Annotated in this window: 17 protein-coding genes; 11 read left to right on the forward strand and 6 right to left on the reverse strand. The window is 74.7% G+C overall.

The features are described 5' to 3' along the window. The first annotated feature begins 13 nt into the window (after positions 1-13). The gene (locus J2Z33_RS12330; protein ID WP_209841477.1) at positions 14-1,006 is read left to right on the forward strand and encodes an NAD(P)/FAD-dependent oxidoreductase; all 993 of its coding nucleotides are present in this window, start codon (positions 14-16) and stop codon (positions 1,004-1,006) included. Between the two features lie 1,610 nt (positions 1,007-2,616). Next, positions 2,617-4,272: a thiamine pyrophosphate-binding protein gene (locus J2Z33_RS12335; protein ID WP_209841479.1), complete on the forward strand. Its 1,656-nt coding sequence runs from the start codon at positions 2,617-2,619 to the stop codon at positions 4,270-4,272. Positions 4,273-4,568: 296 nt separating this feature from the next. Here J2Z33_RS12335 and metG read toward each other — a convergent pair whose 3' ends face one another. Together metG and J2Z33_RS12345 are read right to left on the reverse strand one after the other, a co-directional pair. After that, positions 4,569-6,287: a methionine--tRNA ligase gene (gene metG, locus J2Z33_RS12340; protein ID WP_209841481.1), complete on the reverse strand. Its 1,719-nt coding sequence runs from the start codon at positions 6,285-6,287 to the stop codon at positions 4,569-4,571. 90 nt (positions 6,288-6,377) lie between these two features. Beyond that, positions 6,378-7,121, reverse strand: coding sequence for an SDR family NAD(P)-dependent oxidoreductase (locus J2Z33_RS12345; protein WP_209841483.1), 744 nt, complete (start codon positions 7,119-7,121; stop codon positions 6,378-6,380). Positions 7,122-7,280: 159 nt separating this feature from the next. Here J2Z33_RS12345 and J2Z33_RS12350 point away from each other — a divergent pair, with 159 nt between their 5' ends. After that, the gene (locus tag J2Z33_RS12350; RefSeq protein ID WP_209841485.1) at positions 7,281-8,306 is read left to right on the forward strand and encodes an aldo/keto reductase; all 1,026 of its coding nucleotides are present in this window, start codon (positions 7,281-7,283) and stop codon (positions 8,304-8,306) included. Between the two features lie 127 nt (positions 8,307-8,433). Here the strand turns inward: J2Z33_RS12350 and truB are convergent, their stop codons facing one another. The 3 genes from truB to rbfA are packed head-to-tail and all read right to left on the reverse strand — an operon-like array spanning position 8,434 to position 10,573. Continuing rightward, a complete protein-coding gene (truB, locus tag J2Z33_RS12355; RefSeq protein ID WP_209841487.1) occupies positions 8,434-9,342 on the reverse strand; it encodes a tRNA pseudouridine(55) synthase TruB in 909 nt (302 codons plus the stop codon). Between the two features lie 59 nt (positions 9,343-9,401). Beyond that, positions 9,402-10,133 (reverse strand): phosphodiester glycosidase family protein, encoded by a 732-nt coding sequence (locus tag J2Z33_RS12360; RefSeq protein ID WP_377110380.1) that lies wholly within the window; start codon positions 10,131-10,133, stop codon positions 9,402-9,404. Then, complete coding sequence (gene rbfA / locus J2Z33_RS12365; protein WP_209841492.1) at positions 10,133-10,573, reverse strand: 30S ribosome-binding factor RbfA; 441 nt, start codon at positions 10,571-10,573, stop codon at positions 10,133-10,135. The genes J2Z33_RS12360 and rbfA overlap by 1 nt, the downstream gene beginning before the upstream one ends. Positions 10,574-10,669: 96 nt before the next feature. Between rbfA and dapB the strand changes: the two genes are divergently transcribed. Continuing rightward, positions 10,670-11,482 (forward strand): 4-hydroxy-tetrahydrodipicolinate reductase, encoded by an 813-nt coding sequence (dapB, locus tag J2Z33_RS12370; protein ID WP_209841494.1) that lies wholly within the window; start codon positions 10,670-10,672, stop codon positions 11,480-11,482. 35 nt (positions 11,483-11,517) lie between these two features. On the opposite strand, the gene J2Z33_RS12375 is transcribed toward dapB, so the two are convergent. Then, on the reverse strand, positions 11,518-11,691 hold the full coding sequence (locus J2Z33_RS12375; protein ID WP_209841496.1) for a DUF1674 domain-containing protein: 174 nt from the start codon (positions 11,689-11,691) through the stop codon (positions 11,518-11,520). Between the two features lie 96 nt (positions 11,692-11,787). Here J2Z33_RS12375 and J2Z33_RS12380 point away from each other — a divergent pair, with 96 nt between their 5' ends. From J2Z33_RS12380 to J2Z33_RS12410, 7 genes are all read left to right on the forward strand, one after another. Beyond that, positions 11,788-13,089, forward strand: a complete 1,302-nt coding sequence (locus tag J2Z33_RS12380; RefSeq protein WP_209841498.1) for an RsmB/NOP family class I SAM-dependent RNA methyltransferase — start codon at positions 11,788-11,790, stop codon at positions 13,087-13,089. Positions 13,090-13,191: 102 nt separating this feature from the next. Further along, a complete protein-coding gene (locus J2Z33_RS12385; protein ID WP_209841501.1) occupies positions 13,192-14,946 on the forward strand; it encodes a heparinase II/III family protein in 1,755 nt (584 codons plus the stop codon). Beyond that, positions 14,943-16,505 (forward strand): bifunctional phosphoribosylaminoimidazolecarboxamide formyltransferase/IMP cyclohydrolase, encoded by a 1,563-nt coding sequence (gene purH, locus J2Z33_RS12390; protein ID WP_209841503.1) that lies wholly within the window; start codon positions 14,943-14,945, stop codon positions 16,503-16,505. Before J2Z33_RS12385 ends, purH begins: the two co-directional genes overlap by 4 nt. Positions 16,506-16,507: 2 nt before the next feature. After that, entirely contained in the window at positions 16,508-17,134 is a 627-nt protein-coding gene (lspA, locus tag J2Z33_RS12395; RefSeq protein WP_209841505.1) for a signal peptidase II, read from the forward strand. 31 nt (positions 17,135-17,165) lie between these two features. Then, positions 17,166-17,375 (forward strand): hypothetical protein, encoded by a 210-nt coding sequence (locus tag J2Z33_RS12400; protein WP_209841507.1) that lies wholly within the window; start codon positions 17,166-17,168, stop codon positions 17,373-17,375. Between the two features lie 122 nt (positions 17,376-17,497). Next, entirely contained in the window at positions 17,498-18,868 is a 1,371-nt protein-coding gene (locus J2Z33_RS12405) for a M16 family metallopeptidase (RefSeq protein WP_209841535.1), read from the forward strand. After that, the gene (locus J2Z33_RS12410) at positions 18,865-20,244 is read left to right on the forward strand and encodes a M16 family metallopeptidase (protein WP_209841509.1); all 1,380 of its coding nucleotides are present in this window, start codon (positions 18,865-18,867) and stop codon (positions 20,242-20,244) included. Before J2Z33_RS12405 ends, J2Z33_RS12410 begins: the two co-directional genes overlap by 4 nt. Positions 20,245-20,289: the final 45 nt, after the last annotated feature.

Below are 20,289 nucleotides of genomic sequence, written 5' to 3' on the forward strand. Positions count from 1 at the left end.
GGGGGGCGCGGGAATGGCAAGGATCGACGTGACCGTGCGGGGAGCCGGCGTGCTGGGGCTGGCGGTGGCGTTCGGTTGCGCCGAGCGGGGCGCGCGGGTGCGGGTGGTCGATCCGGGCGGCGTCGGCGCGGGGGCGAGCGGCGGCCTTGTGGGCGCGCTGTCGCCGCACGCGCCGGAGGGCTGGGACGAGGGCAAGGCGCTGCAACTGGAATCGCTGCGGATGCAGGAGGGGTTCTGGGCGCGGGTGCGCGAGGTCGGGGGCGAGGACGCCGGTTACGCGCGCACCGGGCGGCTGATGCCGGTGGCCGACGACAGGGGGCTGGCGGTCGCGCGGGCTCGGGGGGAGGCGGCGCGCGGGCTCTGGCGGGGCGCGGGGGAGTGGCGGGTGGAGGCCGCGCCGGACGGGTGGGGGCCTGTGTCGGGGTCGGGCTTCGTGGTGCGGGACACGCTGGCGGCGCGGCTCGCGCCCCGGCGGGGGCTGGCGGCGCTGGTGGCGGCGCTGCGGGCGCTGGGGGGCGAGGTGGTCCGGGACGCCGCCGACATGGGCGCGGTGGTGGAGGCCACGGGCGTCGCGGGGCTGGGTGGCGCGGGGGTGAAGGGGCAGGCGGCGCTGCTGCGGTTGCCGGGCGTGGAGGGCTGTCCGCAGGTCTATGCGGGGGGCGTCTATGTCGTGCCGCATGGCGATGGGACGGTGGCGGTGGGCTCGACGGCCGAGAAGGAGTGGACGGACCCGACCGGGACGGACGAGCGGCTGGAGGCGGTGATCGCGAGGGCGCGGGCGCTGGTGCCGGCGCTGGGCGACGCGCCGGTGGTGGAGCGCTGGGCGGCGGTGCGGCCGCGCGCCCCGTCCGGGGCGCTGTGGCTGGGCGGCTCGGGCGGGCGGTTCGTGGCGAACGGGGGGTTCCGCACGGGATTCGGGATGGCGCCGCTGGTGGGGCGGCTGATGGCGGACCTCGTGCTGGAGGGGCGGGACGCGATTCCCGCGCCGTTCCGGGCGGGCGCGTGAGGGGCGGATCTGAATTCCGGTCCTGATTCGGGGCCTGATTCCGGGCCGTGGCGCGGGGGGCCGATGGGGCGAGGTGCGTATTTGGGCCAAGTTGAAGCCGCGGGGCTCGCTGGCCCCGGCGGGCGAGGGGTGGGCGATCCTGGCCGGCAGGTGGGCGCGGTCGTGCGCCCTGGCTCCGGCGCGCGGGGCGGGGCGGCCCCCGTGCACGATCCGTGGCCGCAGCGCCACGGTCGGGGCGGGGGCGTCGTCGTAAACCTCCTGTTTACCTTCACCTGCTAGGGTGATTCCACGGTTCGGACGGGCAGGGGCGCCCACCGGATCGAGCGAGATGCGGTCGCGACCCCCGGGGGCGGGGGGCTGGGCTCGAAGGCCCGGCGGCGGCCGCATGGAACGGGAGCCTCCCTCGGATGTCGAACGCATCCGGGGGAGGGCCTTCCCGGCCGGGCCGCGCCGGAACGGGCGCGCGGTCGGGGGAACGGGGGCGCGCGGGGATCGAACGTCCTCGCCGCGTCGCCACGCGGCCGGGGGCCCTGGGCTTCCGGCGGCAAGGGCCCGGGGGCCGTGAATCGCCGGGACGTGAACGTCGTGCCGTGAAGCGCCGGGCCGTCGCGGCGGCCGGGCGAGGGTCGGGTTCGGAGGGCGCGTCCCGGGGGGATCGCCCGGACGCTTGATCCGGGCTCGCGAGGCCGCGACGCCCGTCGCGCGGGTCGGGATGCGGCGAGGCACGTGGGAAGGGGATCGGAGGGAGGGGAGCCGGCGGCTCCTTGGGCCCCCCGCCGCGTCCCTGACGGCGGAGAGCCCGGCCTGCTTGGCGCCGCGCCGCGTGGGCCCTTGGGGGCTCTTGTCGCGACCGTTCGCCGACCCGGGGCGCCTGTCCTCCCCGGGGAGTGAGTCGTTACTGAGTGCCTCATCAAGGTTAACGAAAGGTTTACGCGTGGGCCTGTTTCGGGGGGCGTCGCGAAATTTTCGATTCGATGGTGCGTCTTGCTGGAGCGGGGGAGGTTGGAAGGGGCCGAGCGGGGGGCGGTGGCCGGGCAGGGTGGAGGCCGGATGATGGGCGCGCGGCATGGGGATCGCGGCGCGACGGGCCGCCGCGGAGGACGGCGGGCGGCGTGCCGGCGGCGTGGAGGGTGTCCGGCCTGAAAGGGCTGGCTCGCGGCATCTCCGGGGAAACTGGCTGGGTTCGGGGCGGGTGGGGTGGCCCGAGGCTGGCGGCATGAGCGGTGGCGTTGGTCCGAAGAGGTTGGGATCGGGGCATCTCCGGGGAAACGGGCTGGGATCGGGGCGTGGGTGGTGGCCTGTGACTGATGCACGGGGGCGTGGCGGTGGCCCGAAGCGGCCGGCTCGCGGCGTGGGTGGCGGCCTGGGGCTGGTGCAAGGGAGTGGGTGCTGCCGGCATGAGGGGCCGAGGCGTTCGGCCCGAAGCGGTTGGATTGGAGCCGCCGGCTCTGGCCCGGCGGGCGGCGCTGGGCCTGGACGGGGCCGGGGCCGGACGGGGCCGGGGGCGCGGAGACCGGAGGGGGTGGCCTTGCCCCTGGCGCGGGGGTGGACCAAGCTGGCCAGGCGGGAGCCTGGCCCGGACGGGGTGCCGGGCGGGGAAGGGGCGGCTCATGCGGCATGGCGGACGGATCCTGGCGGACCAGTTGCGGGCGCAGGGGGTCCGGCGGGTGTTCTCGGTGCCGGGGGAGAGCTTCCTCGCGGTGCTGGACGGGCTGCACGGGTCGGGGATCCGGAACGTCGTCTGCCGGCACGAAGGGGGCGCGGCGATGATGGCCGAGGCCACCGCCAAGCTCACCGGGCGGCCGGGCGTCTGCCTCGTCACGCGGGGGCCGGGGGCGACCAACGCCTCGGCCGGGGTGCACGTGGCGCGGCAGGACTCGACGCCGCTGGTCCTGCTGGTCGGCCAGATCGAGCGGGGGCACCGCGACCGCGAGGCCTTCCAGGAGGTGGATCTCCGGGCGATGTTCGGGCCGCTGGCGAAGTGGGTGGCCGAGATCGACTCGGTCGAGCGCATCCCGGAATACATGGCGCGGGCCTTTGCCGTCGCGACCGCCGGGCGGCCGGGGCCTGTGGTGCTGGGGCTGCCCGAGGACGTGCTGAACGAGGAGGCGGAGGTGCCGGATCGGGGGGGCGCGCTGCGGCGCGCGGAGCCGGACCTTGCGGGCGCGGCGGCGGAGGCGCTGGACGTGCTGCGGGGGGCGGAGCGGCCGCTGGTCATCGCCGGGGGGCCGCACTGGTCGGAGGCGGCGGCGGCGGACCTGGCGCGCGTGGCCGAGGCGCAGGGCTGGCCGGTGGCCTGCGCCTTCCGGCGCCAGGATTACATGGACAACCGGCATCCGCATTACGTGGGCGACCTGAACGTGGGGGTCTCGCCCCGGCTCGCGCAGAGGGTGCGGGAGGCGGACGCGCTGCTGCTGCTGGGGACGCGACTGGGGGACATCTCCTCGGGGGGGTATGGGCTGCTCGACTCCAGGGCGCACGGCAAGCGGATCGTCCATGTCCATGCCGACCCGGAGGAGCCGGGGCGGGTCTGGGCGCCGGACCTCGCGGTGACGGCGGAGGCGCCTCGCTTCCTGCGGGCGCTGGCCGGGCGGCCGGGGGCGGGGATCGGCGCGGCGGAGTGGCGGCAGGCGGCGCGGGCGGATTACGAATGGTGGATCACGCCGCAGGACACGCCGGGCGCGGTCAAGCAGGAGCGGGTGATCCGCTGGCTGTCCGACAACCTGCCCGAGGACGCGATCCTGACCAACGGGGCGGGGAACTTCGCGGCCTTCCTGCATAGGTATTTCAGCTACAAGCGATACGGGACGCAGCTCGCGCCGACCTCGGGGAGCATGGGCTACGGGGTGCCGGCGGCCATCGCGGCCTCGCTTGAGCATCCGGGCCGGGTGGTGGTCTGCGTGGCAGGGGACGGCGACGTGCAGATGACGCTGAACGAGCTGTCCACGGCGGTTCAGCACGGGGCTGTGCCCATCGTCGTGGTGATGAACAACGGGCGGTATGGCACGATCCGGATGCACCAGGAGCGGACCTATCCGGGGCGGGTGTCGGGGACGGACCTCGCCAACCCGGACTTCGCGGCGCTGGCGCGGGCCTATGGCGGGCACGGCGAGGTGGTGCACCGGACGGAGGACTTCGCCCACGCCTTCCTGCGGGCGCGGGAATGGGGAACCTTCGCCATCATCGAGTGCCGGGTGGACGGCGAGGCGCTGACGCCCTCGCAGACGCTGGCGCAGGCCCGGGAGCAGGGGCTCCGCGCGGGCTGAGGGGGGCTGGAGCGTCCCGGCCCGGCCGATGCCGCCCCGGTTGGGCGGGCGGCAGCCTGCGTGCCGTGGGTTGGCCCGCGGGCCGTCGCGGAGGGCTGCGTGGCTCGGTGGCAGGGTGGGGCTTTACCCCGCCCTGCGGCATTGAAGGCGTCGCCATGAGGTTGCGCTTCGGCGTATCGGGCCGCCGTTCGACCGTGGTGCGCCGAAGCGCACCCTACGCGAGACGGTCGGGCTGGAACGGGCGGAGAGGCCGCAGGGTGGGGTGGAGCCCCCCCTGCGGCGTCCTTGAGGTGGGGCTAGGTGCGGACGCCGGCGAAGCGGCTTTGCCAGTCGGCGCGTTCCTCGTCGGTGATCTTGCGGAACGTGACCTCGGGCACGGTGAAGGCGTGGCCGGGGGCGAGGGTCCGCAGGGCGGCTTCGAGGTCGTCGGGCCAGGACCAGTCGGTGCAGCCCAGGGCGTCCATCATCTCCTGCGCGGCGTCGGGGATGAAGGGGCGGGAGAGGACCGCGTAGAGGCGGATCAGGTTGAGGCCGAGGCGGGTCTGCATCGCCGCCTGGGCGGGGTCGGCCTTGAAGGTCGTCCAGGGGGCGGCGGATTGCAGGTATTCGTTGCCGAGGACCCAGATGGAGCGGAGCGCCTCGGCGGCCTTGCGGACCTCGATGGCGTCCATGGCGGTCTCGTAGGCGCGCAGGCGGGTGGCGAGGTCGGCGAGGAGGAGGCCCTCGCGCTCGTCCCATTCGCCGCCGTCGGGGACCTGTTCGCCGAACTTGGAGCGGCAGAACTTGGTGATGCGGGAGACGAAGTTGCCCAGCACGTCGGCGAGGTCCTTGTTCACGCTGGCCTGGAAGTTCTCCCAGGTGAATTCGGAGTCGGAGGATTCGGGGGCGTGGGACAGGAGCCACCAGCGCCAGGTGTCGGCGGGGAGGATCGACAGGGCCTGGTCCATGAAGACGCCCCGGCCCTGGGACGTGGAGAACTGGCCGCCGTCGTAGTTCAGGTAGTTGAAGGACTTGATGTAGTCCACGAGCTTCCAGTCCTCCCCGGAGCCCATGATGGTCACGGGGAAGGACAAGGTGTGGAAGGGCACGTTGTCCTTGCCCATGAACTGCGTGTAGCGGACGTCATGCGCGCCGTGGTCGGTGCGCCACCAGCGTTCCCAGTCGGCATCGGGGCGGCCTTGCGCGTCGGTCCATTCCTTGGCGCAGGCGATGTATTCGATGGGGGCGTCGAACCAGACATAGAAGACCTTGCCCTCCATGCCGGGCCAGGGCTGGTCGCCCTTGCGGACGGGCACGCCCCAGTCGAGGTCGCGGGTGATGCCCCGGTCCTGGAGGCCGTCGCCGTCGAGGAGCCACTTGCGGGCGATGGAGGTGGTGAGGATCGGCCAGTCGGTTTTGGAGTCGATCCACTGGAGGAGCCGGTCCTTGAGGGCGGACTGGCGGAGGTGGAGGTGGGTGGTCTCGCGGATCTCCAGGTCGGTCGAGCCGGAGATGGCGGAGCGGGGGTCGATGAGGTCGGTCGGGTCGAGCTGCTTGGTGCAGTTCTCGCACTGGTCGCCGCGCGCCTTGTCGTAGCCGCAGTTCGGGCAGGTCCCCTCCACGTAGCGGTCGGGGAGGAAGCGGGCGTCGGCGTGGGAGTAGACCTGGCGCTCGGGCACCTCGGCGATGAGGCCGGCGGCGTCGAGCTGGCCGGCGAAGTGCTGGGTCAGGCGGTGGTTCTGGGGCGAGGAGGAGCGGCCGAAGTGGTCGAAGGACAGGCGGAAGCCTTGGGCCAGCTCGGCCTGGATCCCATACATGCGGGCGCAGTAGTCGGCCACCGGCTCTCCGGTCTTGGCGGCGGCGAGTTCGGCGGGGGTGCCGTGCTCGTCGGTGGCGCAGAGGAACAGGACCTCGTGGCCGCGAGAGCGGAGGTAGCGGGCGTAAAGGTCGGCGGGGAGCTGGGAGCCGACGAGGTTGCCCAGGTGCTTGATGCCGTTGATGTAGGGGATGGCCGAGGTGATGAGGTGGCGTGCCATGCGGGGAGCCCTTTCGCAGTCGGCTCCCCCTTTAGCGGGCCGGGTTCACCTCGGCCAGTGGGGTCACTGGCCCCCGCGCGGGAGCGCGGCTTACTGGGCGGTGTAGCCGCCGTCCACGAGGTGGTAGCTGCCGGTGATGAACGAGGCGTCCTTGGAGAGGAGGAAGCAGGTCAGGGCTGAGACCTCCTCGGCGGTGCCCATGCGCTTCACGGCGTGGATGGAGGACAGGTAGTCCATGGTCGCCGCGTCGAGGTTCTGGTCGAGGAGCGGCGTCCTGATGAAGCCGGGGCCGACCGCGTTGATGCGGACGCCGCGCGTGCCGTATTCGAGGGCGGCGGATTTGGTCAGGCCGACGACGCCATGCTTGGCGGCGACGTAGGCGGAGGAGTTGGCGATGCCGACCGAGCCGAGGATCGAGGCCATGTTGACGATGGCGCCGCCGCCCGAGCGCTCGATGGCGGGGAGGGCGTAGCGCATCCCGTAGAAGACGCCGTCGAGGTTGATGGCGATAACCTTGTGCCAGCCTTCCACGGGGTAGTCGCCCACCACGGCGGCCGGGCCGCCGATGCCGGCGTTGTTGACCAGGAGGTGCAGGCCGCCGGTCTGCTCGACCGCATAGTTCACGAGGGCCTCGACCTGGGCGGCGTCGGCCACGTCGCAGGCGAAGGTGAGGGCGTCGTCGAGGCCCTCGGCGGCCTTGGCCAAGGCGTCCTCCTTCAGGTCGCTCAGCACCACGCGGGCGCCGCCGTGGGCGAGGTCGCGGGCGATGGCGAGGCCGATGCCCGAGGCGGCTCCGGTGACGATGGCGGTCTGGCCGGTGAAGTCGTGCGGCATGGGATGGTCCTTTCCTTCTGGTCCGGCCCGAGCGTTCCCGATCCCGGGCCGTCGCGCCTTGATATGGCGCAAGCCCAAACGGGGGGCAGAGGGCGCGGGCGCTGGACAGCCATGCGCGGGGCGCTAGGGTCCGCGCGCCAACAGGATGGGGAACGGTGAATGCGGACGGTGGAGCTGGGGCGGTCGGGGCTGCGGGCGTCGGACTGGGCGCTGGGGACGATGACCTACGGGAGCCAGACGCCCGAGGCCGACGCGCATCGGCAGATGGACATGGCGCTGGACGCCGGGGTGACGCTCTGGGACTGCGCTGAGGTCTATCCGACGACGCCGCACAGCCCGGACACCAAGGGACGGTCCGAGGAGTTCATCGGATCGTGGTTCGCGTCGCGCGGGCGGCGGGCCGAGGTGGTGCTGGCGACCAAGGTGGGCGCGCCGGCGAGCACGGGCAGCTACGGGCGCGGCGCGGTCAAGGCCGCCTGCGAGGGGTCGCTGCGGCGGCTGCGGACGGACGTGATCGACCTCTACCAGATCCACTGGCCCGAGCGGGCGCACTACGCCTGGCGGCGCAACTGGGAGTTCGTGCCGTCATCGGACGCGGCGGGGACGATGGCCGTCATGGACGACGTGCTGGGGCAGCTGGCGGAGCTGGTCGCCGAGGGGAAGGTGCGGGCCGTGGGGCTGTCGAACGAGACGGCCTGGGGGCTGACGCGCTGGCGCGACCGGGGGCGGGCGCTGGGGGCTCCTCTGATGGAGACGGTGCAGAACGAGTATTCGCTGATGGCGCGGCTGTACGACACCGACATGGCGGAGGCGACGGTCATGGAGGGGGCGACGCTGCTCGCCTATTCGCCGCTGGCGGCCGGGGTTCTGACGGGCAAGTATGCCGGGGGCTCGGTGCCCGAGGGGTCGCGGGCGACGGTGCAGCCGGGCATCTTCGGCCGGCTGTCGGAGCGCGCGCAGGGGGCGGTCGCGGCCTATCACGCGTTGGCCGAGGACGCGGGGATGGACCCGGTGCACATGGCGCTGGCGTGGCACCGGACGCGGCCCTTCCCGTCGGTGCCGATCTTCGGGGCGACATCGGCGGAGCAGCTCGGGCGCATCCTGGGCGGGGTCGATGTGGAGGTCGGGCCGGATCTGGCGGCACGGATCGACGCGGCGAACCGGGCGTGCCCGCTGCCGTTCTGAGCGGGAGCGGCGCACCCTGCGCCGGGGGGAACCGTCGCGCCTGGGGAGCGTGAGGCGGGCTGCGGCCCGCCTCCCTGCGGGACCATGGCGGGCCGGGGCCCGTCCTTCGGGCGCGCGCGGGCGACCGTCAGGCGGCGAAGACGCGGGTGGGCCGGAGGGTGCCGCCCTCGTAGTGGCCCACGGCGACGGCGCGGCCGTCGCGGCTGGCCCAGGCCTCGTCGCCCCATTCGACGCCCTCGGCGGGGAAGACCGGGGCCGCCGCGCCGTTCCTCAGGAGGGCGACGCTCGCCTCCGGGCAGCGGCATTCGGGAAGGCCGACGAGCGCGGTCTCCAAGGGGAGCAGGCGGGCGTCGAGCGCCTCGCCCTGGCCCGCCGATTCGATCTCGGCCCAGGTGATGGCCCCGGAGAGCGCGAAGGGCCCGGACCAGGTGCGGCGGAGCCGCGTGACGTGGCCGAGGCAGCCGAGCGCGCGGCCCAGGTCGCGGGCGATGGAGCGGACGTAGCCGCCCTTGCCGCAGACCATCTCCAGCACCGCGTGGTCGGGGTCGGGGCGCGACAGGAGGTCGAGCTTGCGGACGTGGAGCGGGCGGGCCGACAGCTCCAGCACCTCGCCGTCGCGGGCGAGGTCGTAGGCGCGCTCGCCGTCCACCTTGACGGCGGAGAAGGCGGGGGGAACCTGGAGGATGTCGCCCCGGAAGGCGGGGAGCGCGGCCTCGATCCCGGCGTCGGTGGGGCGGAGGTCGCTGGCGCGGACGACCTCGCCCTCGGCGTCGTCGGTGGCGGTCTCCTGGCCCCAGCGGATGGTGAACTCGTAGGCCTTGAGGGCGTCCGTGACGTAGGGGAGGACCTTGGTCGCCTCGCCCAGCGCGACGGCGAGGAGGCCGGTCGCGGCGGGGTCGAGCGTGCCGGCGTGGCCGGCCTTCTGGGCCTGCATCGTCCAGCGGACCTTGTTGACGACGGAGGTGGAGGTGATCCCCGCCGGCTTGTCCACGATCAGGAAGCCCGAGATGGCCCGGCCCTTGCGCGTGCGTCCCATGTCACCCTCCGCGTGGAAAGGCCCGCGCCCTAGACGCGCGGGGCGGCGGGGTCAAGGCGTCAGGGCCGGGCGTCGGCGGCGAGGAGGCCGACGATGGGGCCGAGGGCGAGGCCCCAGTCGTCGCGGCCGAGCGGCGGAGCGTAGAGGCGCGAGATGCTGCCGTCGAGGTAGAGCGCATCGGGCAGGCCCAGGCCGTCGCGGAAGAAGCGCGCGAACTCGTGGAAGGTCACGGGGCTGTCGGAGATGGCGAAGACGGCGCGGGACCCGTCGGCCGAGGTGCCGACGCCGTTGCGGATGTGGCGCGAGTCGGAATCGGGCAGGAAGCGGGGGTGCAACTCGCTCCCGATCACCAGCAGGGGGCCGGACTGGGTGGCCGAGTCGCAGGCGCGCGCGCCGGCGGCGTAGGCGAGCGACTCGACCACGAAGGCGCCGTCGCCGGACAGGCAGAGGAGGCCGTTGGGGAGGAGGCCGAAGTTGCCGGGGCCGGGTTGCGTGACCAGCGGGGCGAGGTCGCGCCCGGCCTCGCGGTAGAGGCCCACGGGGCGGCGGTCCTCGTGATACATCCCGGCGTTCATGGCGAAGGCGAGGGGGCCGTGGTCCGCCTCGACGGCGGCGAAGGAGCCGTAGGGCTGGCCGCCCGCGTCGTTCAGGAAGAGCGACAGCCGCTCGGCCCGGGCGTCCACCTCGCAGACGGCGAAGGGCAGCCCCTCCCAGGTCACGTCGCGGCAGTCGAGCGCGCGGGCCGTGGCGGGCAGGAGGAGCGCGAGGGCGGCGAGCGCGGCGACGCGGATCACTCGGCGGCGTCCCCGGACTCGTCCGAGGGGCGGGTCTCGGACGGCGCGGCGTCGATGTCGCGGCGCACCCGTTCGTCCGCGAACATCCGGCGCGTCGCCTCGATGCGGTCGAAGGTCTCGTCGATCTCGAAGCGGAGGTCGGGGACGTGGCGAAGCGTCAGGCCGCGCCCGATCTGGTGCCGGATCTCGGGCTTGCTGCGGCGGAGCGCGGCGAGGATGCCGTCGCGGTTCGCGCCGCCGAGGGGCAGGACATAGGCGGTGGCGACGCGGAGGTCGGCGCTGACCCGCACCTCGCCCACGGTGATCGGCACGCCGTCGAGGTCGGGGTCGTGCAGGCCGCCCTGGGCGAGGATCTCGCTCAGGTTGCGGCGGATCAGCTCGCCCACGCGGAGCACGCGCTGGGACGGGCCGGCGGGGGAGGAGGGGCTGCGGCTCATGCGCGCCATGTAGGCGCAAGCCGGGGAAATGCCAAGCGCGCTGGCCCTGGGGCGGCGCGGGCGCTAGAGGGGGCGCGGTTCGACAAGGGGTTGGCGATGCAGGATCGGCCGGGGCTGGTGGTGACGGGCGTCTCGGGACGCATGGGGCGGGTGCTGGCGGGGCTGATCGCCGCGGACCCGGGCGCGCGGCTGGTGGGCGCGGTGGAGCGGGCGGGGCACCCCTGGGTGGGCCTCGACCTCGGCGAGGCGATGGGCGGGGCGGCGCTGGGGGTCGTGGTGACGGACGATCCGCTGGAGGCCTTCGCCACGGCGCAGGGGGTGATCGACTTCACCTCGCCCGACGCGACGGTGGAGTTCGCGGGGCTGGCGGCGCAGGCGCGGGCGGTGCACGTGATCGGGACGACGGGGCTGGAGGCGGGGCACCTGGCCCGGATCGCCGCCGCCGCGCGCCACGCGCCCATCGTGCGGGCGGGGAACATGAGCCTCGGGGTCAACCTGCTGGTCGCGTTGACGCGCAAGGTCGCGGAGGCGCTGGGCGAGGACTGGGACGTGGAGATCGTCGAGGCGCATCACCGCATGAAGGTGGACGCGCCGTCCGGGACCGCGCTGATGCTGGGCGAGGCCGCCGCCGAGGGGCGGGGCGTGGCGCTGGACGCCGTGGCCGACCGGGGCCGGGACGGGATCACCGGCGCGCGCGGTGCGGGGCGGATCGGCTTTGCCAGCGTCCGGGGTGGCGACATCGTGGGCGAGCACGACGTGATCTTCGCGGGCGAGGGCGAGCGGGTGGTGCTGCGCCACGTGGCGACCGACCGGGCGATCTTCGCGCGCGGCGCGATCCGGGCGGCGCTCTGGGGGCAGGACAAGGTGCCGGGGGAGTATACGATGCTGGACGTGCTGGGGCTGGTGTAGGGCGGACTTGAGCCCGCCCTGCGGCAGGATGACCGTCAGAAGTCGATGGCCCGGCCCTTGAGCTCGTAGTCGCCGAAGCGGACGGGCTCGGGGCCGGGGCGGCCGTCCCGTTCGGGGGGCAGGTCGAGCGGGCGGGCGGCCTTGCGGCGGGCCTCGGCCTCGGCGAGGGCGCGCTGGGCGGCGGGGGGGAGCGGCGTGTCGTCGGTCATCGGAACCTCGCGCAGGGGATCGGTGCCTTGCGGGGCACGGACCCCGGCCATATAGGGCGCGCGGTCGCGACGCGGCAAGCGGGGCAGGGAGCGTCCATGGCACGGAACGGCACAGGCGCGGCGAGGGACGGCGAGGACCGGGCGGGGCTCGGGCCGCGCCGGGCGGCGTGGCGGCTCCTGAACGCGGTCACGGCGGAGGGGATGCTGCTGTCGGACCCGCGCGCCGCGGCGATCCTGGCGAGCCTGCCGCCCGAGGGGCGCGCGCGGGCGCAACGGCTGGCGGTGGAGACGCTGCGGAACCTGTCGCGGATCGATGGGTGGCTCGGTCCGCGCCTGCGGAAGGCCCCGCCGCCGACGGTGCGGAACCTGCTGCGGCTGGGGGCCCTGGAGATCGGGCAGGGCGAGGCCCCGCACGGCGTGGGGAACGCGCTGGTGGCTCTGGTGGCCGAGGGCAGGCGGACGGAGGGGTTCCGGGGCCTCGTCAACGCCGTGATGCGGCATCTGGGCGAGGAGGGGCCGGAGGCCTGGGCGCGGCTCGGGCCGCCGCACCTGCCGGACTGGCTGCGCGGGCCGCTGGTCGAGGCCTGGGGCGGCGCGGCGGTGCGGGGGATCGAGGCCGCGCATTGGGCGGGCGTGGCCCTGGACCTGTCGGCCAAGGGCGATCCGGCGCGGCTGGCCGAGCGGCTGGGCGGCCGTCTCCTGCCGACGGGGACGGTGCGGCTGGACGGCGGCGCGCAGGTGACGGCGCTGCCGGGCTACCAAGAGGGCGAGTTCTGGGTGCAGGACGCCGCCGCCGCGCTGCCGGCGCGGGTGCTGGACCCACGTCCGGGAGACCGGGTGCTGGACCTCTGCGCCGCGCCGGGGGGAAAGACGCTGCAACTGGCCGCGATGGGGGCGGAGGTGACGGCGCTGGACCTGTCGGCCCCCCGGCTGGAGCGGCTGCGCGACAACCTGGCGCGCACCGGGCTGAAGGCGCGGATCGTGCAGGGGGACGTGCTGGAGTTCGACGAAGGGGGCTGGGACGCGGTGCTGCTGGACGCGCCGTGCTCGGCCACCGGGACGATCCGGCGGCACCCGGACCTGCCGCAGGCGCGGGACGGGGCCGAGATCGGCGGGCTGATCGAGCTGCAGGCGCGGATGATCGACCATGCGCTGGGGCTGCTGCGGCCGGGAGGACGGCTGGTGTTCGCGACCTGCTCGCTGCTGCCCGACGAGGGGGAGGCGCAGGTCGAGGCGGCGCTGGAGCGGCACGCGGGGCTGTCGGTCGAGGTCGCCGACGCGCCGGGGGTCGAGCCCGCGTGGCGGACCGAGCTGGGGCTACGGACGCGGCCGGACCATTGGGCCGATCTCGGCGGGCTGGACGGGTTCTTCGTGGGGCGGCTGCGGACGCCGGGCTGACGTGGCCGCCGTGCGACGGCGCGGGAGCCACGCGGGGCGGGGGCGGTGACAAGCGGCGCGCGACCGGCCTAGGGTTTCCTGACGGACAGGCGGAGGGCGGACGTGGGCAGGGCTGCGGGATGGCGCGCGCGGGCCAGGGGGCTGGGCCACCGCGCGGCGGCCCGCCTTGCCGCCCGGACAGGCGTTTCCGGGCCGGTCGCCTGGCCCGAGCCGCGCGTCGCCGGCGACCCCGCGCGGGGCCGGCTGATCCTGAAGGGGCGGGTCCGCGTGGGCGCCGAGCTGATGGACGCGGCTGGGCGGTCCGTCTGGGACCTCGCGCCCGGGGAGCCCGAGGCGGCGGCTCTGCACGGGATGGGCTGGCTCGACGACCTTCTGGCGCTGGGGACGGCCCCGGCGCGGCGGCTGGCGCAGGACTGGGTGGCCGAGTGGATCGCGCGCCATGGGTCGGGCGCGGGGCCGGGCTGGACGCCCGAGCTGTCGGCAGGGCGGCTGATCCGGCTGATGGGCCACGCGCGGGTGCTGCTGCACCCGCCGGGCGTGGGCGAGGCGTGGCTGGCGCGGGCGGTGGCGGCCGAGGCGCGGTTCCTGGGGTGGCGCTGGCGGCAGGCGGCCGGCGCGCGGGCGCGGGTCGAGGCGCTGGCGGCGCTGCTGGGGGCCGGGCTGGCGCTGCCGGGGCGGGGGCGGCTGGCGGTGACGGCCTTGGCGGCCCTGGTCGCGGAGGCCGGGCGCGCGGTGGACGCGCAGGGTGCGGTGGCGAGTCGCAACCCGGAGGAGCTTCTGGAGATCCTGGCGCTGCTCGTGGAGGCGAACGCCGCGCTGGTGGCGGCGGGGCGGGCCGCCGATCCGGCCCTCGCGGCAACGGTGGCGCGCGGGGCGCCGACGCTGCGGGCCTTGCGCCACGCGGACGGGGGCCTCGCGCGGTTCCATGGCGGCGACCGGGGGGCGGAGGGGCTCGCCGACCGGGTGCTGGCGGCGGCGGGGCGGCCCTCGGTCGCGGTGCTGCGAGGGACGGCGGTGCCGCGCCCGATGGGCTTCTTCCGGCTGGCGGCGGGGCGGACCACGGTGATGGTGGACGCGGCGGCCCCGCCCCAGGGCGCGGACTCGGTCGCCGCCCATGCCTCGACGCTGGCCTTCGAGCTGACCTCGGGCCGCCGGCCGGTGGTGGTGAGCCTGGGGCCGGGGCGGGGCTTCGGCGCGCGCTGGCGGCGGGCGGCGCGGGCCACGCCCAGCCATTCGACGCTCGCGCTGGAGCAGGTGTCGAGTGCGCGGCTCGGGCCGCTGCGGCCCGGCGAGGCGGGGGAGCGGCTGGTGGCGGGCCCGGCGCGGGTGCTGGTGGAGGCGCAGGCGCTGGACGACGGCCTGAAGGTCGAGGTCGCCCAGGACGGCTGGCGGGCGAGCCATGGGCTGACCCATGCGCGGACCCTGCAACTGTCTCCGGACGGGCGGCTGCTGCGGGGCGAGGACCTGCTGACGACGCTGACGGCCGCCGACGGGGCGGCCTTCGACGCGGCGCTGGAAGCGTCGAGCCACCTGGGGCTGGCGGTGGCTGTGCGGTTCCACCTGCATCCCGACGCCGAGGCCGCGCCCGAAGCCGACGGGCGCATCGCCATCCGGCTGCCGAGCGGCGAGGAGTGGCTCTTCGCGGCGGGCGAGGAGGGCGACCTGGCCCTTGAGCCCTCGATCCATCTGGAGGAGGGGCGGCTGCGCCCGCGCCCGTCGCGCCAGATCGTGCTGGGGACGCGGGCCTTGCGGCCGACGACGCGGCTGCGCTGGACTCTCGCCAAGGGACGCGGCACACCCGAGGGCCTGCGCGACCTGAACCCCCGGACGGACTGGGACGAGGAGGACGACGAATGACCCAAGACCTGCGACCCATCCGCCGCGCCCTGCTGTCCGTGTCGGACAAGGCGGGGCTGCTGGAACTGGCGACGGGGCTGGCCGCGCGGGGCGTGGCGCTGGTCTCGACCGGCAACTCGGCCGGGATGCTGCGCGAGGCGGGGCTGGACGTGACCGAGGTGGCCGAGGTGACGGGGAGCCCCGAGATGCTGGGCGGTCGGGTCAAGACCCTGCACCCGCGCATCCACGGCGGCATCCTGGGCAAGCGCGGCGACGCAGGCCACGTGGCCGAGATGGAGGCGCACGGGATCGCGCCCATCGACCTCGTGGTGGTGAACCTTTACCCGTTCGAGGCGACGGTGGCGCGGGGGGCCGGGTTCGAGGAAACGGTCGAGCAGATCGACGTGGGCGGGCCGGCGATGATCCGGGCGGCGGCCAAGAACCACGCCGACGTGGCGGTGCTGACCGATCCGGCGGATTATCCGGCGCTGCTCGCGGAGTTGGAGGCGCAGGGGGGGACCACCGGCGCGTTCCGGCGGGGGCTGGCGCGCAAGGCCTTCGCGCGGACGGCGGAGTATGACGCGGCCATCTCCGGATGGATGGCCGGGGGCGAGGCCGCGCCGGGGTTCCGGGCGCTGACCGGGCGGCTTGTGCAGACGTTGCGGTATGGCGAGAACCCGCACCAGCGCGCGGCCTTCTACCGGGGCGGCGAGGCACGGGCGGGGGTGGCGACCGCCATGCAGGTGCAGGGCAAGGAGCTGTCCTACAACAACATCGCCGACACGGACGCGGCCTATGAGCTGGCGGCGGAGTTCCCGGCGGGCGACGGGCCTGCGTGCGTGATCGTCAAGCACGCCAACCCCTGCGGGGTGGCGACGGGCGCGACCCTCGCCGAGGCCTACGGCAAGGCGCTGGCCTGCGACCCGGTGAGCGCCTTCGGCGGCATCGTCGCCCTGAACCGCCCCTTGGACGCCGAGGCGGCCGAGGCCATCGCCAAGGTCTTCACCGAGGTTGTCATCGCCCCCGACGCCGACGAGGGCGCGCGCGAGGTGCTGGCGCGCAAGGGGAACCTGCGGCTGCTGCTGGCGGGCGGGCTCCCCGAGGCCGTCGCGCCGGGGCTGATGTGGAAGCAGGTCGCGGGCGGGTTCCTCGTGCAGGATCGCGACGCGGGCGTTCCGGACATGGGCAAGCTGCGGGTGGTGACGAGGCGCGCGCCGACGGAGGAGGAGATGCGCGACCTCCTCTTCGCGTGGCGGGTGGCCAAGCACGTCAAGTCCAACGCCATCGTGCTGGCCAAGGGCGGCGCGACCGTGGGCATCGGCGCGGGGCAGATGAGCCGCGTCGATTCGGTCCGCATCGCCGCCCGCAAGATGGGCGAGATGGCCGCGCCCCCGGCCGGCCCGGTGGTGGCCTCGGACGCCTTCTTTCCCTTCGCGGACGGTCTCCTTGCGGCGGCCGAGGCGGGGGCGGTGGCGGCGATCCAGCCCGGCGGGTCGATGCGCGACGCCGAGGTGATCGCGGCGGCCGACGCGGCGGGGATGGCGATGGTCTTCACCGACATGCGCCACTTCCGGCACTGACCATGCCCCGGCTGCGCCAGCCCCCGCCCACGCGGCTCCTGTTCTGGACGGCCTTCTGGGTCTTCCTGCTGGACCAGTCCACCAAGTGGCTGGTGGTCCATTGGCTGGACCTGCGGACGCGGCTGGAGATCGACGTGCTGCCGCCGCTGGTCAACTTCCGCATGGCCTGGAACCGGGGCGTGAACTTCGGCCTGTTCTCCGAGGTGGACATGCGCTGGGTGCTGGTGGCGGTGGCGCTGGTCATCTCGGGCGCGGTGACGGCCTGGATCTGGCGCGAGGGGGGGAGCCGGCTGGTCCATGTCTCGGCGGGGCTGCTGGTCGGCGGCGCGCTGGGGAACGTGGTGGACCGGGTGCTCTATGGCGCTGTCGCGGACTTCCTCAACATGAGCTGTTGCGGGATCGAGAACCCGTATGCCTTCAACGTCGCCGACATCGCGGTCTTTGCTGGGGCGGTGGGGCTGGTGCTGTTCGCGGGGAAGGGCAAGACCCCGCCCGCTAGGGCCGCGAAGGCGCCGGGCCCCAAGCCGGACGCCGCGGCGGAGGGCGGCCGGAGCCGGGCCGCGAAGGCGCCGGGCCGCGTGGAGGAGGGCGGCAAGGCCCCGCGCCCCCGGACCGCCAAGACGGGGTGACGGGCCGATTCCGCTGCGCTATGAGGGCGGCATGACGGAGAATGCTCTTGCTCGACGGGCGGCCTGGGCCGCCTTCCTTCTTCTCGCCGCCTGCGGGGGCGAACGTGGCGACTGGCGCGACGCTTTCGGGCGGACCACGGCCAACCCGGTCGTGCTGGCCCCGGCGCTGCCGCTGGTCCAGCCCGCGGCCTTGGAGCTGCCGCCACCCGGCGGCGCGAACCGCGCCACGCCGGGACGCTGAACACCCCTCGCGCCGCATCACGTCGGCGTAGCCCCCGCTTGCGGACGGCCCGGCTTCGGTGGACGGTGCGCCCAGCGTCCGCTGCCCGGAGGAGCCCGCCCGTGACCCGCCTGCCCGCCCTGATGCTGGGCCTTCTCGCCGCCTCGCCCGCGCTCGCGCAGGAGGTGACGACCGCCACCCTCGACAACGGCATGGAGGTGGTGGTGATCGAGGACCACCGCGCTCCCGTCGCCGTCCACATGGTCTGGTATCGCACCGGATCGGCCGACGAGCCGCCCGGCGTGTCGGGCGCGGCGCACTTCCTCGAACACCTGCTGTTCAAGGCCACCGACGACCTGGAGGCCGGCGAGTTCAGCCGCACGGTGGCCGAGAACGGCGGGACGGACAACGCCTTCACCAGCTTCGACTACACCGCCTACTTCCAGCGCGTCGCCGCCGACCGCCTGCCGCTGATGATGGCGATGGAGGCGGACCGGATGAACGACCTGCAACTGACCGACGAGGACATCGCCACCGAGCGGCAGGTGATCCTGGAGGAGCGCAGCACCCGCGTGGACAGCGAGCCCGGCGCGCTGGCGCAGGAGCAGATGCGGGCGGCGCTGTTCCTGAACTCGCGCTACGGGACGCCGGTGATCGGCTGGCGGCACGAGATGGAGGCGCTGGACGGGACGGCGGTGCGGGACTTCTACGACCTGTACTACTCGCCCAACAACGCCATCCTCGTGGTCGCGGGCGACGTGGACCCGGAGGAGGTCATCGACATGGCGGAGGCCAGCTATGGCCTGCTGCCCGCCGAGCCGGGCCTGCCGCCGCGCGTCCGCACCACCGAGCCGCCGCAGCTCGCGCCCCGGCGGCTGACCTACGAGGACCCGCGCGTGTCGCAGCCCTACCTGGTCCGCAGCTACATCGCGCCCGCGCGCAAGGCGGGCGATCAGGCGCGTGCGGCCGCGCTGACCTATCTCGCCGAGATCCTGGGCGGGTCGTCCTTCACCTCGGTCCTGGCCGAGAAGCTGACGTTTGAATCGCCGGTCGCGCTGTTCTCGGGCGCGGGCTACGACGGGATGGCGCTGACCGAGGGGACGTTCAGCCTGACGGTCGCGCCGCGCCCCGGCGTGTCGCTGGAGGAGGCCGAGGCGGCCATGGACGACGCGGCCGCCGCGTTCCTGGCCGAGGGCGTGGACGCCGCGCAGATCGATCGCATCCGCACGCAACTCCGGGCCTCGGAGATCTACGCCCGCGACAACGTGGACGGGCTCGCCAACCGCTACGGCGCGGCGCTGGCCTCGGGGTTGACGGTGCAGGACGTGCAAGCCTGGCTCGAGGCGCTCCAGGCCGTGACCGCCGAGGAGGTGCTGGCGGCGGCGCGCGAGGTGCTCGACCCCCGGGCGTCGGTGACGCTGTTCCTGTCCGCGCCCGCGTCGGGCGAGGACGCGCCCACCCCGGCCTCGGCCGGGACCCCCACCCCCGTTCCGGCCGAGGAGCCCCAGCCATGATCCGCGCCGTCCTGGCCTCCGTCCTGTCGCTCTGGGCCGCCGTCACCGCCGCCCAGGCCGAGATCTCCATCCAGCAGGTGACCTCGCCCGGTGGCATCGAGGCCTGGCTGGTGGAGGAGCATTCCATCCCCTTCACCGCGCTGGAGATCCGCATCCGCGGCGGCGCGAACCTCGACCGCGAGGGCAAGCGCGGGTCCGTCAACCTGATGACGGCGCTGCTGGAGGAAGGCTCGGGCGACATGGATGCCCGGGCGTTCCAGGAGGCGCGGGAGGCGCTGGCGGCGTCCTTCGGCTTCGACGCCTCGGACGACGCGGTGAGCCTCTCGGCCTCGTGGCTCAGCGAGAACCGCGACGCGGGCGTGGACCTGCTGCGGCAGGCGCTGGTCGAGCCCCGCTTCGACGAGGACGCCATCGAGCGGGTGCGCGCGCAGTTGCAGTCGATCATCGCCTCGAACGCGCAGGATCCGGGCAGCATCGCCAGCGACACCTTCATGGCCGAGGCCTTCCCGGGCCATCCCTACGGGTCCGACATCAACGGCACCGCCGAGTCGCTGGCGGGCCTGACGCGCGACGACCTCGTGCAAGCGCATCGCGACACGCTGGTGAAGGACCGGGTGTATGTGGGCGCGGTCGGCGACATCAACCCCGAGGAGCTGGGCGCTCTGCTCGACCGGCTCCTGGGCGACCTGCCGCAGGAGGGGCCGGCGCTGCCCGCCCCGCCCGCGACGACCGTGACCGGCGGGACGACGGTGGTAAACTACCCGAGTCCGCAGGCGCAGGCGATCTTCGGGCAGGTGGGCCTGCCGCGCGACGATCCCGACTACTTCGCGGCCTATGTGCTGAACCACGTGCTGGGCGGCGGCGGCTTCGAATCGCGGCTGATGGACGAGGTGCGCGAGAAGCGGGGCCTGACCTACGGGATCGGCACCTCGCTGGTGGACAAGGACTACGCCGACCTGTGGATGGGCTCGGTCGCCTCGGACAACCGCACCATCGGGGAGGCCATCGCCCTGGTGCGGGAGATCTGGTCCGACGTGGCGGCGAACGGCGTCACGCAAGAGGAGCTGGACGCGGCCAAGACGTTCATCACCGGCGAATACCCGTTGCGGTTCGACGGCAACGCCCAGATCGCGGGCATCCTGGTGGGGATGCAGATGATCGGCCTGCCGCCCGACTACGTGGTGAACCGCAACGGCTATGTGGAGGCGGTGACGCTGGACGACGTGCGGCGCGTGGCGGCGCGGCTGATGGACCCGGAAGGGCTGCGCGTCGTCGTGGTGGGCCAGCCGGAGGGGCTGGAGCCGGACGCCCCCGCCCCCGCCCCCGCCCCCGCGCCCGCGCGTGGCACGACGGAGCCCGCCGCCGCCACGCCCTGAGGCATCCCGGCGCGCGCGCTCTGGCCTGGGGCCGGGCGCGCGCGT

The sequence above is a fragment of the Rubellimicrobium aerolatum genome (assembly GCF_017872975.1).
Classification (GTDB): domain Bacteria; phylum Pseudomonadota; class Alphaproteobacteria; order Rhodobacterales; family Rhodobacteraceae; genus Rubellimicrobium; species Rubellimicrobium aerolatum.